A 13,770-nucleotide genomic window follows, 5' to 3' on the forward strand; every position below is an offset into this window, starting at 1 on the left:
CTGGGACGTCTTCTAAGCTGCCCGGCATGGTCAGCCGATACACCCCCGCTGCGCTCGGCGGCGTGGCGCTCCTCTTCGCCGCCGTCACCGCCTGCTCTCCCGTGGAGGAAGACTCCTCCCCCACCGCGACCGCGTCGTCCTCCTCGGCGGACAACTGCGCGCCCGGCAGCCTCGCCACCGAGACGCCAGGCAAGCTGACGATCGGCACCGACAACCCGGCGTACGAGCCATGGTTCAGTGACAACAAGCCGGCCAACGGCAAGGGCTACGAGTCCGCCGTCGCGTACGCCGTCGCCGACCGTCTCGGATACCCGGCCGCCAACGTGGTGTGGACGTCGGTGACGTTCAACAACGCGATCGCCCCGGGCCCGAAGGCCTTCGACATCGACATCAACCAGTTCTCCATCACCGACGAGCGCAAGCAGGCCGTCGACTTCTCGTCGCCGTACTACCTCGTGCGGCAGACCGTGATCGCCACCAAGGGCTCGAAGATCGCCGGTGCCACGTCGATCGCCGATCTCAAGGGCGCGAAACTCGGCGCCCAGGTCGGCACGACCAGCTACCAGGCCGTCACCGACCTGATCAAGCCGGACGCGCAGCCGTCGGTCTACAACAACAACGACGACGCGAAAGCGGCGCTGGAGAACGGCACCATCGACGGCCTCGTCGTCGACCTGCCGACCGCGTTCTACATGACCGGGGCGGAGCTCACCGACGGCCTGATCGTCGGCCAGCTGCCCCAGGTCGGCGTGCCCGAGCAGTTCGGCATCGTGCTGGACAAGGGCTCGGCGCTGACCGGTTGTGTCAGCAAGGCGGTCGATCAGCTGCGCCAGGACGGAACTCTCGCTGTACTGGAGAAGACCTGGCTCGCCGACACCGCCGGAGCGCCCGAACTCTCGTGACACACGCACCAAGCACCAAGCAACGGGAACGGATCGCCTACCGCCGCCGGAAGGCGGTCCGTTCCGTGCTGCTCGCGGCCCTGTCCACAGCCGTGGTCGGCACCCTGCTCGCCGTCGGGATCACCGGCGCCCCCGGCTGGGAACGGGTCAAGACCTCGTTCTTCGATCCCGAAGCGGCGGTGGAATACCTGCCCGAGATCCTCGTCGGGCTCTGGCTCAACATCCGGCTGCTCGTGGTCTGCGCCGCGCTGGCGCTCACCCTCGGCCTGGTGGTCGCGGTCCTGCGTACGCTGCGCGGCCCGGTTTTCTTCCCGGTACGCGCGCTGGCCACCACGTACACGTACTCGTTCCGCGGGCTGCCGCTGATCATCGTGATCTATCTGTACGCGTTCGGCATCCCCGGGCTGCGGCTGCAGGGCACTCCGGACGTGCTGGTCCTCGGCGCGGCCGCGATCATCGTGACGTACGGCGCCTATCTGGCCGAGGTGTTCCGGGCCGGCATCGAGTCGGTGCATCCGAGCCAGATCGCGGCGGCCCGCTCGCTCGGGCTCAGTTACCGCCAGGCGATGCGCCACGTGGTCCTGCCGCAGGCGGTACGCCGGGTCGCCCCGCCGCTGCTCAACGACACCGTGGCACTCCAGAAGGACGTCGGCCTGATCTCGCTGGCCGGTCCGATCGACGCGATCCGGGCGGCACAGATCGGTGTCGCACAGGACGCCAACTTCACCCCGTACATCGTCGCCGGGGTTCTCTTCGTCCTGCTCGCCCTGCCGCTCATCGGGGTCACCGACTGGGTGACGCTGCGAGCGGCCCGCCGCCAGAACGCGGGGTCCTGACGTGGTGCTTTCCTGCGTGGATGTCCGGAAGTCGTTCGGCGATCACGTGATCCTCGACGGGCTCACGCTGGACGTGGCCGAGCACGAGGTGGTCGCCCTGATCGGTGCCTCCGGCTCGGGCAAGTCGACGCTGCTGCGCTGTGTCAACCTGCTGGAGCAGATCGACGACGGCACGATCACGGTCGACGGCGACGAGATCACCGACCCGCGGGCGAACCCCGACGAGGTACGCCAGCGGATCGGGCTGGTCTTCCAGTCCTACAACCTGTTCCCGCACATGACCGTGCTGGACAACATCACCCTGGCGCCGGTACGGGTGCACAAGCGCCCCGCGGCCGAGGCGAAGGAACAGGCGATGACCTGGCTCGACCGGGTCGGCCTGGCGGCGAAGGCCTCGGCGTACCCGGACCGGCTCTCCGGTGGGCAGCAGCAGCGCGTAGCGATCGTGCGTGCGCTGGTGAACAACCCCCGGCTGCTGCTGCTCGACGAGGTGACCTCGGCGCTCGACCCGGAGCTGGTCGGCGAGGTGCTCACGATGATCCGTGATCTCAAGGGCGAGGGCATGACGATGGTGCTGGCCACCCACGAGATGGGTTTCGCCAAGCAGGTCGCGGACCGGGTGGCGTTCCTCGACGGCGGCAAGGTCCTCGAAGCCGGGCCGCCCGAGCAGGTGCTGGGCGACCCGGCTGAGGCACGTACGCGCCAGTTCCTGGCGCGGATCATCGAAGCCGGACGGCTCTGACCAGGATCTGACCAGCCGTTACCGGTTGAAGATCCCCGGTTTGCCGATCTCGCGGAGGGTAAGTGCCGCGTCGAGCACGGCCACCGTGGCCTGCCAGCCCTTGTCCTCGATCGAGTCCTCCAGGCCCGCACGGTCGCGGGCCTGGCCGAGGCTCTGCACGGTGAGCACGCCGTGCGCCACCGGCGTGCCCTCGTCGAGCGCCACCCGGGTCAGACCGCTGGTGACCGCGTCGCAGACGTACTCGAAGTGCTGGGTCTCGCCCTTGATCACGACCCCGAGAGCGACCACCGCGTCGTACTTGCGGGCCAGCGCCTGGGCCACCACCGGCAGCTCGACCGAGCCGGCGACCCGGAAGACGCCCACGTCGGTCACCCCGCACGCCTCGGCTGCCGACTTGGCGCGCTCGATCATGTGCTCGACCAGGTCGTTGTGCCAGCGGGAGCCGACGATGCCGATCGACAACCCGGCGGCGTCGACGGGTTCCGTATGCGGATCACCAAAGCCAGCCATGATAAGTCCCCCTTTTTCCGTTCAATCTTCCCTTACCCGGGAACCAGATCAGCCCAATGCCTCGAACAGGTGCCCCATGCGGTCGCGCTTCGTCCGCAGGTAGTGCACGTTCTCCGGGTGCAGCCGGACCGGCAGCGACTCACGGCCGGTGACGCGCAGGCCGTAACCCTCCAGGCCGGCCCGCTTCGCCGGGTTGTTGGTGAGCAGGCGCATCGAACGGATGCCCAGCTCGGCGAGGATCTGCGCGCCGGTGCCGTAATCGCGCGCGTCAGCCGGCAGCCCGAGCTCCAGGTTCGCGTCGACCGTGTCCAGCCCTCGATCCTGTAGCTGGTACGCCTGAAGCTTGTGCAACAGCCCGATCCCGCGTCCCTCGTGGCCGCGCATGTAGAGCACCACGCCACGACCGGCCGCCGCGACCCGTTCCAGGGCCGCGTCCAGCTGCGGGCCGCAGTCGCACCGCTTCGAGCCGAAGACGTCGCCGGTGAGGCACTCGGAATGCACCCGGACCAGCACGTCCTCGCCGTCGCCGATCTCGCCGAAGACCAGCGCCACGTGCTCACCGTTGTCCGCCTCGGTGCGGTAACCGACCGCGACGAAGTCGCCGTGCTCAGTCGGGAGCTTGGTCTCCACCACCCGCTCCACCTGACGGCCCTTGCGCAGGCTCAGGTACGCCACCAGCTCGGCGATGGTGACCACCGTGAGGTTGTGCTCGGCGGCGAACTTCTCCAGGTCGGGGCGGCGCTGCATGGTGCCGTCGTCGTTCACCATCTCGCAGAGCACGCCCGCGGCCCGCGCCCCGGCCAGCACCGCGAGGTCGACCGACGCCTCGGTGTGGCCCGGCCGGCGCAGCACGCCACCCGGCTTGGCCCGCAGCGGGACGATGTGCCCCGGGCGGGAGAGGTCGTTCGGCTGGGTCTCGGCGGAGGCCAGCAGCCGGATCGTCCGGGCACGGTCAGCGGCGGAGATGCCGGTGGTGCCGCCCACCCGCGCGTCCACCGTGACGGCGTACGCAGTCTTGTAGGAGTCCTGGTTGTGCTCCACCATCGGCGGCAGGTCGAGGCGGTCGGCCTCCGCCTCCGGGATCGCCACGCAGACGTAACCCGACGTGTAGCGGACCATGAACGCGACCAGTTCCGGCGTGGCGTGCTCGGCCGCGAAGATCAGGTCGCCCTCGTTCTCCCGGTCCTCGTCGTCCACCACGATCACCGGCTTGCCGGCCGCGATGTCCGCGATCGCTTGCTCAATGCTCTCAAACATTGCGGCTCCCCAGCATCTTCTCGACGTACTTCGCGATCACGTCGACCTCGAGGTTGACCGGATCGCCGATGGCCTTGCTGCCCAGCACGGTGAGCTTCGAGGTGGCCGGGATCATCCCGACCGCGAAGCTGTCCGCGGTGACCTCCATGACCGTCAGCGAGACGCCGTCGACGGTGATCGAGCCTTTGTGAACCACGTACTTCGCCAGTTCGGCAGGCAGTGAGAAACGCACCACCTCCCACTGGTCGGCCGGCTCGCGGGCGATGATCCGCGCGACGCCGTCCACGTGACCCTGCACCAGGTGGCCGCCGAGGCGGCTGTTCAGCGCGGCGGCCCGCTCCAGGTTGACCTGGCTGCCGACCTGGAGGGCACCCAGCGAGCTGCGGCGCAGCGTCTCGCCCATCACGTCGGCAGTGAAGATCCCGCCCTCGTTGTCGATGACGGTGAGACAGACGCCGTTCACCGCGATCGAGTCGCCGTGCCCCGCGTCGGACGTGACCAGCGGGCCGCGCACGGCGATGACCGCCGAGTCGCCCCCCTCGCCGCCGGTAAGACGGACGATCTCGCCTAGCTCTTCGACGATTCCGGTGAACATTCAGCTCTCCTTTGGGCGCAGCAACGCGGTGAAGCGCAGGTCGCCGCCGATCTGCGTGATCTCGGTGAACTCCAGCTCGACGGCGTCGGTGATGGTGCCGACACCGGCGTCGATCAGGGCAGCCCGGCCGTCGCCGAGCAGTTTGGGCGCGATGTATCCGATGACCCGATCGACAAGTCCGGCCTCCAGAAAAGCTCCGGCAAGCGTCGGGCCGCCTTCCAGCAGCACATTGCGCACGTCGCGCGCGTACAGCTCGGTGAGCATCCGGCTCAGATCCACCCGGCCCCGAGGGCCACTTCCGGCCGCGGCCGCGGTGACGATCCAGGTGGGTGCGGCGGCGTCCCGCACGCGGGCGTTTTCCGGGGTACGCCCGGAGGAGTCGACCACCACACGCAAAGGCTGCTTGATCGCCAAGGTGCCGTCGCGCAGATCACGCACGGTGAGCTGAGGGTCGTCGGCGACCACGGTGCCGACACCGGCCACGATCGCGTCGACAGTGCTGCGCAACACGTGCACGTCGGCCCGGGACTCGGCCGAGGAGATCCACTGGCTGGTGCCGTCGGCGGCGGCCGAGCGGCCGTCAAGCGTCGCGGCGAACTTCCAGGTCACGTACGGCCGGCCGCGGCGCACCGCGGTCAGCCAGGCGACGTTGCCGAGCTCGGCCTCCTCGCGGCGGACCCCGGTGAGCACTTCGATGCCCGCTGCCCGCATCGTGGCGGCGCCGCCGGAGGCGACCGGGTTGGGGTCGTCCACCGCGATCACCACGCGCCGCACACCGGCGGTGATCAGCGCTTCCGAGCACGGACCGGTACGCCCGGTGTGGTTGCACGGTTCGAGCGAGACGACGCAGGTCCCGCCCCGGGCCAGCTCGCCGGCCTGCGCGAGGGCGACGATCTCGGCGTGCGGGCCGCCCGCGTACACATGGAAGCCCTCACCGACGACCTCGCCGGACGCGGAGAGAAGCAGGCAACCGACGACCGGGTTGGGGCTGGTCGTGCCGAGGCCACGGGAGGCAAGCGCGATCGCGCGGCGCATCGCCTCGTCCTCGGTCACCATCGGGCATTCCTCTCGCGCGGTACGGACACGCGCGCCGAGGATGCGGGAAACGCCGGGAATCGGGCACAAGGGTACGCTTCGCGCACCCCGGTCGAGTCGAGGCCGCAAGGGCACGACTCACCGATTCCGCGCGCTGTCTCCCATCCGGACTGTCTGACCAGGCTTTCGCCTGATCACCGTCGGCCCTGGAGTCTCACCAGGTCCACCGGATGTCTTTGGATCGACATCCGGGTCGCGGGCTTACCGAAGCTTTCGCCTCGGATCACCGCCGGTTCGGAATTTCACCGAGTCCCGCCAGCGCGTGGTGGGTCAAGTCAGAGTCTTGCACGCAATAGCGAATTTGCCACCTGGCCAGCGAGCTACCTCACATCACGTGCTGATCGGGAACATTCGCCGACCCCACCTTTCCTACCAATTTAGCAGGAGTAGACAATGTCTACGATCGCCTGGTAGACATTGTCTATGGAGTCTGACCACGGATTACGGGAGCGGCTGGTGCGAGCCGGCATCGACCTGGTCCGCGCCGAGGGCTCGGCAGCGCTCTCCTTGCGAGAGATCGCCCGCCGCGCCGGCGTCTCGCACGGCGCACCCCGGCGGCACTTCCCCACCCATCTGCAACTGCTCTCGACGATCGCCCGGGCGGGGTTCGCCGACCTCGCCACCCGGGTCGCCACCGCCCTCGCCGGCGCTCCGGCCGATCCGCGCGCCCGGGTGCTGCTGCTCGCCGGGGTGTACGCCAGGTTCGCCACCGAGGAGCGCGGCATGTTCGAGCTGATGTTCCGCCACGACCTGCTGGAGAGCGGCCACCTGGGCCTCCGCGGCACCAGCATGCCACTGTTCGGCCTGCTCGTGGACCTGGTCACCGAAGCCAAGCCGGCCGACGCGCCGCCGGAGGTGACCGCCGGGGCACTCTGGGCCGGGCTGCACGGGGTGGTCCAGCTGTGGAACTGGGGCAGTCTCCCGCTCGCCACCGGACTGCCCGGCCCGGAACCCCTGCTCGAGGCCGTGATCACCGCACACATGGGAGGCGTGCGATGACGCGTACCCCCGCTCTTTATGTCCTCACGAACGCGACCGTCGGCAGCACCTTGCGCCGCGTCTGGCGACCGCAGGTCGCCGGGCTGGACCACATCCCGGACGGCGGCGCGATTCTCTGCCCGAACCATCAGACCGTGGGTGACCAGCTCTTTCTCGGGGTGACGGTGCCGCGGCACATCGCGTTCTGGGCGAAGGCCGAATATTTCCGGGCGACCGGGCCGCGTGGCTGGCTCACCCGGCACGCGGTCACCGGCATGGGCGCCATCCCGGTGGAGCGGGCCGGCGGGCGGGCCGTGCTCACCGCGTTCGACGCGGCGGTGCCGATCCTGCGCGCCGGCGGGCTGGTCGCGGTCTTCCCGGAAGGCACCCGCTCCCCCGACGGCCGCCTCTATCGGGGCCGCACCGGCGCGGTCCGCCTCGCCGCCCAGGCCGGTGTCCCGATCGTCCCGGTCGGCATCCTCGGGACCCGTGAGGCACGACCGGCCGACATCCTGCGCCCGAAACGGAGACCGATCTCGATCACGTTCGGACCGGCGCTGGAGGTGGCCGGACGTGCCGGGACCGCGCGTGAGGCCCGCGCTCTGACCGACGAGCTGATGGTGAGGATCCAGGCCATGACCGGCCAGGAGTACGTGCCGGCTTACGCGCCTTCCTCGGCGTCACTGCGGCGGCGGTCGATCGCGACGTAGGAGCCCGGCTGGGATTTCGCGACCTTCTTCATCTCCGAGGCGACCGCGATGACCACCCGGGGATCGGCGAACCGGCGGCCTTCCGAGGTCGCCTGCGCCACCCCGATCGAGAGCGTGACCAGGGCGGCTTTCTGCTTGTTGCCGCGCCGGTCCGGCACCTCGATGAAACCGCGCTGGGCGTCGATCGGTTCGTAGAGGCGGTCGGCCACCCGCTCGAAGTCGGTGACGGTGCGCTTGGTCAGCGGCAGGACCTGGTCCGGCGTACAGATGAAGACGAAGTCGTCGCCGCCGATGTGGCCCATGAAGATGGACGGCGGGCCGGTTTTCGCGCTGGCCCGCTGGAGGCTGCGTGCCAGCGCGATGATGAAGTCGTCGCCCCGGTCGAAGCCGTAGACGTCGTTCACGCTCTTGAAGCGATCAATGTCAATGTAACCCACCGAGTAGTCGCCGCCGTTACGCATCCGCTCGCCGATCTCCCGGCGGACCCGCGCGTTGCCCGGCAGGCCAGTCAGCGGCGACACCTCACGGGCGTCCTTGTGCCGGCGCAGGGTGGTGGAGACCCGGGCGATCAGCTCGGCCGTGTCGAACGGCTTGACCAGGTAGTCGTCGGCGCCGGCGGTGAGGCCGACCACCTTGTCCACGGTCATGCTCTTCGCGGTCAGCATGATCACCGGCAGCGCCGAGGTGAGCGGCTCGGCCCGGATCCGGCGGATCAGCTCGACCCCGTCCATCCGGGGCATCATCCAGTCGACCACGGCGAGACCCGGCCGGTGCGTCTCCATGACCTCGAGCGCTTCCTGGCCGTCCTTGGCCCGGACCACGTCGAAGCCGTGCACCTTCAGGTTGAACTCGACGAAGCTGGCGATGTCCTGGTCGTCGTCGACCACCAGGATCAGGTCGGGACCCTCCTCGGATTCCAGTTCCAGCTCCGGATCGATCTCGGGGCGGGACTCAGCCGCACTCATCGCACCTTCCTGGACAGCGCCGGGGGACAGTGGTTCCGATGATGGCCTCTGAACGGGCCGTCACGCCACCCCCATCGCCCGGGCGGCGAGACCACGCAGCTTGCGGATCGCCTCGGCCGGGTCGGCGGCGCCGTAGACGGCGGTGCCCGCGACGAACGCGTCGGCGCCCGCCTCGGCGGCCTGCTCGATGGTGTCGGCCGCGATGCCGCCGTCCACCTCGATCCGGATCTCCAGGTTGTTGACCTTGGCGCGGCGGCGTACGTCACGCACCTTGTCCAGCATCTCCGGCATGAACGCCTGGCCGCCGAAGCCCGCCTTGATCGTCATGATCAGGATGGTGTCGAGGTACGGCAACAGCTCCAGGTACGGCTCGACCGGGGTGTCCCTGTCGATCGCCAGTCCCGCCTTGGAGCCGGCCGCGCGCAGCGTCTTGGCGAGAGCCACCGGGTCGTCGCAGGCCTCGGCGTGGAAGGTGACGTTGTGGGCGCCCGCTTCGGCGTACGCCGGCGCCCAGCGCTGCGGGTCGGTGATCATCAGGTGCACGTCGAACGGAATGGTCGTGGCTTTTCGCAGGCTCTGCACCACGGGAAGACCCAGCGTCAGGTTCGGCACGAAGTGGTTGTCCATGACGTCCACGTGGACCCAGTCCGCTGCCCCTTCGATCGCCCGCACCTCCTCCCCGAGCCGGGAGAAGTCGGAAGCAAGGATGCTCGGCGCGATGATCGGCGACAGTTCCACGGCTGAAAGTGTATGACCCGGCTGCCGGACCGCACACTTGCCCGGTTGTATCTCACCCGCCAATGTGCTGGCCGTGGGGGCCATGTGCGCCACCTGTGGTCTATGTATTGTTACCCGCCATGACGCTTCTCCCCGGCCTGCGGCGGCCGGAGCCCCCCGCCTCCGCAGAGCAGGCCGGTGCCCGCCCGCGCACCAACCGGCTCGCCGCGCTCGACGGCCTGCGCCTCGTCGCGGCACTCATCGTGTCGCTGTACCACTACACCGGTTACACCCGTGGCGTCGAGGACGCCTGGGGCGCGAAGCCGGAAACCGCCTTCCCCACGCTGCATCACGTCGGTCAGTACGGCTGGATGGGTGTTCAGCTGTTCTTCATGATCAGCGGTTTTGTCATCTGCATGAGCTGCTGGGGCCGGACGCCAGGGGCGTTCTTCCAGTCCCGGATCATCCGGCTGTTCCCGGCGTACTGGGCCGCCGTGCTGATCACCACGGCGGTCATCACCATCTGGCCGGTGGTGCGCAACCCGAAGAGCTGGCACGACGTGGTCCTCAACCTGACCATGCTGCAGGCGCCGATCGGCGCCCCACACGTGGACGCGGTGTACTGGACCCTCTGGAACGAGGCGCTCTTCTACCTGCTCTTCACCGTCGTGGTGTGGCGCGGGCTCACCCTGCGCCGCACGGTGATCTTCGGGTACTCCTGGCTGCTCGCGTCCGCGATCTCTTTCCAGACGGACTTCCCGCTGCTGAAGGTCCTGCTCCAGGCCGAGTACGCGCCGTTCTTCGTCGCCGGCATCACGCTGTACCTGATCCACCGGTTCGGGCCCGACATGTTGCTCTGGGGGCTGCTCGCGGCGTCGTTCGCGATGGCACAGTACTGGACGTTCCGGCGGGTCGGATACGTCGGCCGGACCCACCTGGACACCCAGCTGTCCGGCAAGGTCGGCGCGGCCCTGGTGACGCTCTTCTTCGTGATCCTGCTGGCGATCGCCCTCGGGTACACCTCGCGCATCCAGTGGCGCTGGCTGACCACGGCCGGGCTGCTGACGTACCCGTTCTACCTGCTGCACGAGAACATCGGCTGGACGATCATCTACGGCATCCGTGACTTCGCACCGCGGCCGGTGGTGCTGGCCGTGGTCATCGCGATCATGCTGGTGTCGGCGTACCTGTTGCATCGTCTGTTCGAGAAGCCGGTCGCCCGGATTCTGAAGAAGAGGCTCGCTGAGGCGGCGTCCTCGCTCGGCCGCGGTGACCGGTACGCGTCAGCGCGCCCCGCAGCGCCGGCGCCTTTGATTCCGGCGCAGCGTGCTTCCGCGGAGAACGAGAGCGTGGCGGCCCGCTAGTTCGCTGTATTTCATGACGAAGGCCGGGCCCATCGGGCCCGGCCTTCGTTCCAACTCAGCTCGTGCGGCGCAGGACGGCCAGGAACATCGCGTCGGTGCCGTGCCGGTGCGGCCACAGCTGCACCGTCGGGCCGGGGCCGAGGCCCGGCATGCCCGGTGGCAGCAGCGGCCGGGCGTCCACGAAGTCCACCTCGACACCACTGCGGCGGGCGCCCTCGCTCACCGTCACCTGAGTCTCGACCATGTGCGGCGAGCACGTCACGTACGCCACCACGCCACCCGGCCGGACCGCCCGCAGCGCCGCCACCAGCAGCTCCCGCTGAAGCTTCGTCAGCGGCGGCAGGTCGGCCGGCTGACGACGCCAGCGCGCCTCGGGACGGCGGCGCAGCGAGCCGAGCCCGGTGCACGGCGCGTCGACCAGAACCCGGTCGAATGACTCCTCCGGCAGGTCCGGGTCACGCCCGACCGACCGGCCGTCCATCGGCAGCACCGTGACCGGCATGCCCTCGGTGGCCTGGTCGACCAGGCGGGCCCGGTGCTCGGACACTTCGACCGCTGTCACCTCGGCGCCACGGCCGGAGGCGATCGCGCCGATCAGACCGGTCTTGCCACCCGGGCCGGCGCACAGGTCCAGCCAGCGGTTGTCCTGGCCCTCGATCGGCGCGGCCAGCAGCGCGGCCGCGACCAGCTGCGAGCCCTCGTCCTGCACGTGGGCGCGACCCTCGCGGATGGCGGCCATCTCGCGCGGCGCGCCGCCGTTCAGATAGACCGCGTACGGCGAGAACGCACCGGGAACGCCGTCCACCTCGTCGGCCAGGTCGATCGCGTCCGCCCGGCCGGGACGCGCGCACAGGTGCACGGCCGGCGGCTGGTTGTCCTCGATCAGCAGGCGAGCCGTCTCCTCCAGGTCGCCGCCGAGCGCCTCGGCGAACGACCGGATGATCCACTGCGGGTGGTGGTGCATCACCGACAGGTTGGCGATCGGATCGGACTCGTAATCCGGCGCGACCTTGTCCAGCCACGCGTCCAGCGGCGTCTCGGAGACCGTACGCATGACCGCGTTCGCGAAACCGGAAGCGCCCGGCGCGACCGCGCGGACCAGGTCGACCGTCTGGTTCACCGCGGCGTGCGAGGGCACCCGGGTGTAGAGCAGCTGGTAGACGCCGAGCCGCAGAGCATCGCGAGCCGGCGGGTCGATCCGGGCGACGTCCCGGCCGGCCGCGTCCGCGATGATCAGGTCGATGGTGCCGAGCGCGCGGAGCGTCCCGTACGTCAGCTCGGTCGCGAACGCCGCGTCCCGGCCGTGCAGACCCAGCCCGCCGAGAATCTCGGAGAGGACCAGGTTCGCGTACGCGTCATCGCGGTGCACCGCGGCGATCGCCTCGTACGCGGCCTGGCGTGCCGGGTCGGACGGCGGGCGGCCGGCACGCGGTGCCCGGCCGCTGCGGAAGTCACGCCCGTCCCTGCCGTCGCGGCCGTCACGGCCGTACCCTGGCCCCGCCGGCCGGCGCGGACCGCCGCTGTGCGGCCGCGGAGCGCGATGTTCCGTCATGCGAATTTCTCCCCTGCTTGGATCCGCATGCCTCGCGCCCAGTCGGTGGCGGACATCGGTTTCTTACCGGCGGCCCGGACCTCGCCGAGAATCACCGGGGTTGTCGCGGTGCCGGCCAGCACCTGCGTACGTTCGACAAGCAGCTCCCCGGCCGGAAGCGAGCCGGCGTTCGCCACCGGGCGCACCGGTCCCAGCTTCAGCCGGTCGCCGCGCAGCGTGGTCCACGCGCCCGGCGCCGGAGTGCAGGCGCGGATCCGCCGGTCCACCGCGAACGCCGGGTCGTCCCAGCGGATCCGGGCGTCGTCGACGGTCAGTTTCGGCGCGAACGTGACACCGTCGGCCGGCTGCGGGTGCGCCCTGGCGGTGCCCGCCTCGATCGCGTCGAGCACCGCGACCAGCAGGCCGGCGCCCTCGACCGCGAGCCGGGCCAGCATGTCACCCGAGGTGTCGTTGAACCGGATCTGATCGGTGAGCGTGCCGTAGATCGGGCCGGTGTCCAGCCCCGCCTCCAGCTCGAAGACGCTGGCGCCGGTCACCGAGTCGCCGTGCAGCACCGCGTGCTGCACCGGCGCGGCGCCACGCCAGGCCGGCAGCAGCGAGAAGTGCAGGTTCAGCCAGCCGCGTTTCGGAATCTCCAGGGCGCTCGGCGGGACCAGGGCGCCGTACGCCACCACGGGCACACAGTCCGGCGCGATCTGGCGCAGCCGCTCCTGGAACTCGGGGTCACGCGGTTTCTCCGGGGTGAGCACCTCGATGCCGCGCTCGTCGGCCCAGGCGCCGGCGGGCGAGCGGACCAGGCGGCGGCCACGACCGGCCGGCGCGTCCGGACGGGTCAGAACCGCGACCAGCTCGTGGCGGGAGGCGGCGATCGCGTCGAGACTCGGAATCGCGACCTCGGGCGTGCCGGCGAAGACTATCCGCACGTGATCACCGCCCGAACCCGAAGATGCTGTGCGGGCTCTCCTTGACCGTCGGAGGCTTGGCAGCGTCGTACCACTCGGCGGAACGGATCTGCTTCATCGCCTCCTTGCGGGAGGCGGCGTCCAGCCGGTCCAGGAACAGCACGCCGTCGAGGTGGTCGGTCTCGTGCTGCACGCAGCGGGCCATCAGGCCGGTGCCGACGAGCTGGATCGGCTCGCCGTGCTCGTTGAAACCGTTCGCGACCGCGTTCTGCCGGCGCTTGGTGTCGATGTAGATGCCGGGGATGGAGAGACAGCCCTCGGGGCCGTCCTGCTCCTCGTCGTCCGGGAAGGAGAGCACCGGGTTGACGATGTGGCCGACCACGTCGTCGACGTCGAAGGTGAAGACGCGCAGACCGACGCCGAGCTGCGGGGCGGCCAGGCCCGCGCCGCCCTCGTCCTGCATCGTTTCGACCAGGTCCTTGACGAGATTACGCAGTTCCTTGTCGAAATCGACGACGGTGTCGGCCGGGGTACGCAGGACCGGGTCGCCGAAAAGACGGATGGGCTGGACGGTCACGCGGCGAAACTCCTGACTGTGGTGGCTTGCACCCACCCAGTCTACGTTTCGTTCTTCTTACGGCTGAG

General features: G+C 69.8%; 15 protein-coding genes and 1 riboswitch. Of the genes, 6 read left to right on the forward strand and 9 right to left on the reverse strand.

Annotated features, from left to right (window positions below):
- The first annotated feature begins 26 nt into the window (after positions 1-26).
- Genes ACQP2E_RS29105 through ACQP2E_RS29115 form a run of 3 tightly spaced genes read left to right on the forward strand, consistent with a single transcriptional unit; the run spans position 27 to position 2,480 of the window.
- Positions 27-902, forward strand: coding sequence for an ABC transporter substrate-binding protein (locus ACQP2E_RS29105; RefSeq protein WP_433826137.1), 876 nt, complete (start codon positions 27-29; stop codon positions 900-902).
- Positions 899-1,738: an amino acid ABC transporter permease gene (locus tag ACQP2E_RS29110; protein ID WP_433826138.1), complete on the forward strand. Its 840-nt coding sequence runs from the start codon at positions 899-901 to the stop codon at positions 1,736-1,738. The genes ACQP2E_RS29105 and ACQP2E_RS29110 overlap by 4 nt, the downstream gene beginning before the upstream one ends.
- Position 1,739: 1 nt before the next feature.
- Positions 1,740-2,480 (forward strand): amino acid ABC transporter ATP-binding protein, encoded by a 741-nt coding sequence (locus ACQP2E_RS29115; RefSeq protein WP_433826139.1) that lies wholly within the window; start codon positions 1,740-1,742, stop codon positions 2,478-2,480.
- Positions 2,481-2,498: 18 nt separating this feature from the next.
- Here the strand turns inward: ACQP2E_RS29115 and ribH are convergent, their stop codons facing one another.
- The 4 genes from ribH to ribD are packed head-to-tail and all read right to left on the reverse strand — an operon-like array spanning position 2,499 to position 5,898.
- Entirely contained in the window at positions 2,499-2,990 is a 492-nt protein-coding gene (gene ribH / locus ACQP2E_RS29120; protein ID WP_111654472.1) for a 6,7-dimethyl-8-ribityllumazine synthase, read from the reverse strand.
- A 48-nt stretch (positions 2,991-3,038) separates the two neighbouring features.
- A complete protein-coding gene (locus tag ACQP2E_RS29125; protein WP_433826140.1) occupies positions 3,039-4,247 on the reverse strand; it encodes a bifunctional 3,4-dihydroxy-2-butanone-4-phosphate synthase/GTP cyclohydrolase II in 1,209 nt (402 codons plus the stop codon).
- Positions 4,240-4,842 (reverse strand): riboflavin synthase, encoded by a 603-nt coding sequence (locus ACQP2E_RS29130; RefSeq protein ID WP_433826141.1) that lies wholly within the window; start codon positions 4,840-4,842, stop codon positions 4,240-4,242. The genes ACQP2E_RS29125 and ACQP2E_RS29130 overlap by 8 nt, the downstream gene beginning before the upstream one ends.
- Positions 4,843-5,898, reverse strand: coding sequence for a bifunctional diaminohydroxyphosphoribosylaminopyrimidine deaminase/5-amino-6-(5-phosphoribosylamino)uracil reductase RibD (ribD, locus tag ACQP2E_RS29135; protein WP_433826142.1), 1,056 nt, complete (start codon positions 5,896-5,898; stop codon positions 4,843-4,845).
- Positions 5,899-6,026: 128 nt separating this feature from the next.
- Positions 6,027-6,201, reverse strand: a riboswitch (FMN riboswitch).
- Positions 6,202-6,360: 159 nt separating this feature from the next.
- Here ribD and ACQP2E_RS29140 point away from each other — a divergent pair.
- Positions 6,361-6,936: a TetR/AcrR family transcriptional regulator gene (locus ACQP2E_RS29140; RefSeq protein WP_433826143.1), complete on the forward strand. Its 576-nt coding sequence runs from the start codon at positions 6,361-6,363 to the stop codon at positions 6,934-6,936.
- The gene (locus ACQP2E_RS29145) at positions 6,933-7,625 is read left to right on the forward strand and encodes a lysophospholipid acyltransferase family protein (RefSeq protein ID WP_433826144.1); all 693 of its coding nucleotides are present in this window, start codon (positions 6,933-6,935) and stop codon (positions 7,623-7,625) included. Before ACQP2E_RS29140 ends, ACQP2E_RS29145 begins: the two co-directional genes overlap by 4 nt.
- On the opposite strand, the gene ACQP2E_RS29150 is transcribed toward ACQP2E_RS29145, so the two are convergent.
- Both ACQP2E_RS29150 and rpe read right to left on the reverse strand, forming a co-directional pair.
- A complete protein-coding gene (locus tag ACQP2E_RS29150) occupies positions 7,577-8,590 on the reverse strand; it encodes a GGDEF domain-containing response regulator (protein WP_433826145.1) in 1,014 nt (337 codons plus the stop codon). The two genes, ACQP2E_RS29145 and ACQP2E_RS29150, sit on opposite strands and share 49 nt — an antisense overlap.
- 60 nt (positions 8,591-8,650) lie before the next feature.
- On the reverse strand, positions 8,651-9,328 hold the full coding sequence (gene rpe, locus ACQP2E_RS29155; RefSeq protein ID WP_433826146.1) for a ribulose-phosphate 3-epimerase: 678 nt from the start codon (positions 9,326-9,328) through the stop codon (positions 8,651-8,653).
- Between the two features lie 119 nt (positions 9,329-9,447).
- Here rpe and ACQP2E_RS29160 point away from each other — a divergent pair, with 119 nt between their 5' ends.
- Positions 9,448-10,671, forward strand: a complete 1,224-nt coding sequence (locus tag ACQP2E_RS29160) for an acyltransferase family protein (RefSeq protein WP_433826147.1) — start codon at positions 9,448-9,450, stop codon at positions 10,669-10,671.
- Between the two features lie 55 nt (positions 10,672-10,726).
- Here the strand turns inward: ACQP2E_RS29160 and ACQP2E_RS29165 are convergent, their stop codons facing one another.
- Genes ACQP2E_RS29165 through def form a run of 3 tightly spaced genes read right to left on the reverse strand, consistent with a single transcriptional unit; the run spans position 10,727 to position 13,702 of the window.
- Positions 10,727-12,223 (reverse strand): RsmB/NOP family class I SAM-dependent RNA methyltransferase, encoded by a 1,497-nt coding sequence (locus ACQP2E_RS29165; protein ID WP_433826148.1) that lies wholly within the window; start codon positions 12,221-12,223, stop codon positions 10,727-10,729.
- Entirely contained in the window at positions 12,220-13,146 is a 927-nt protein-coding gene (gene fmt, locus ACQP2E_RS29170) for a methionyl-tRNA formyltransferase (RefSeq protein ID WP_433826149.1), read from the reverse strand. The genes ACQP2E_RS29165 and fmt overlap by 4 nt, the downstream gene beginning before the upstream one ends.
- A 4-nt stretch (positions 13,147-13,150) precedes the next feature.
- Positions 13,151-13,702 (reverse strand): peptide deformylase, encoded by a 552-nt coding sequence (def, locus tag ACQP2E_RS29175; protein WP_433826150.1) that lies wholly within the window; start codon positions 13,700-13,702, stop codon positions 13,151-13,153.
- Positions 13,703-13,770: the final 68 nt, after the last annotated feature.

The sequence above is a fragment of the Actinoplanes sp. CA-015351 genome, from assembly GCF_050955685.1.
GTDB lineage: Bacteria > Actinomycetota > Actinomycetes > Mycobacteriales > Micromonosporaceae > Actinoplanes.

What these genes read in the sequence shown, in the direction of transcription:
- ACQP2E_RS29130 (WP_433826141.1), bottom strand. Translation starts at nt 4,842, where the DNA reads ATGTTCACCGGAATCGTCGAAGAGCTAGGCGAGATCGTCCGTCTTACC.
- ribD (WP_433826142.1), bottom strand. Translation starts at nt 5,898, where the DNA reads ATGGTGACCGAGGACGAGGCGATGCGCCGCGCGATCGCGCTTGCCTCC.
- ACQP2E_RS29145 (WP_433826144.1), top strand. Translation starts at nt 6,933, where the DNA reads ATGACGCGTACCCCCGCTCTTTATGTCCTCACGAACGCGACCGTCGGC.
- ACQP2E_RS29165 (WP_433826148.1), bottom strand. Translation starts at nt 12,223, where the DNA reads ATGACGGAACATCGCGCTCCGCGGCCGCACAGCGGCGGTCCGCGCCGG.
- ACQP2E_RS29160 (WP_433826147.1), top strand. Translation starts at nt 9,448, where the DNA reads ATGACGCTTCTCCCCGGCCTGCGGCGGCCGGAGCCCCCCGCCTCCGCA.
- ACQP2E_RS29125 (WP_433826140.1), bottom strand. Translation starts at nt 4,247, where the DNA reads ATGTTTGAGAGCATTGAGCAAGCGATCGCGGACATCGCGGCCGGCAAG.
- ACQP2E_RS29150 (WP_433826145.1), bottom strand. Translation starts at nt 8,590, where the DNA reads ATGAGTGCGGCTGAGTCCCGCCCCGAGATCGATCCGGAGCTGGAACTG.
- ACQP2E_RS29105 (WP_433826137.1), top strand. Translation starts at nt 27, where the DNA reads ATGGTCAGCCGATACACCCCCGCTGCGCTCGGCGGCGTGGCGCTCCTC.
- ribH (WP_111654472.1), bottom strand. Translation starts at nt 2,990, where the DNA reads ATGGCTGGCTTTGGTGATCCGCATACGGAACCCGTCGACGCCGCCGGG.
- ACQP2E_RS29140 (WP_433826143.1), top strand. Translation starts at nt 6,361, where the DNA reads ATGGAGTCTGACCACGGATTACGGGAGCGGCTGGTGCGAGCCGGCATC.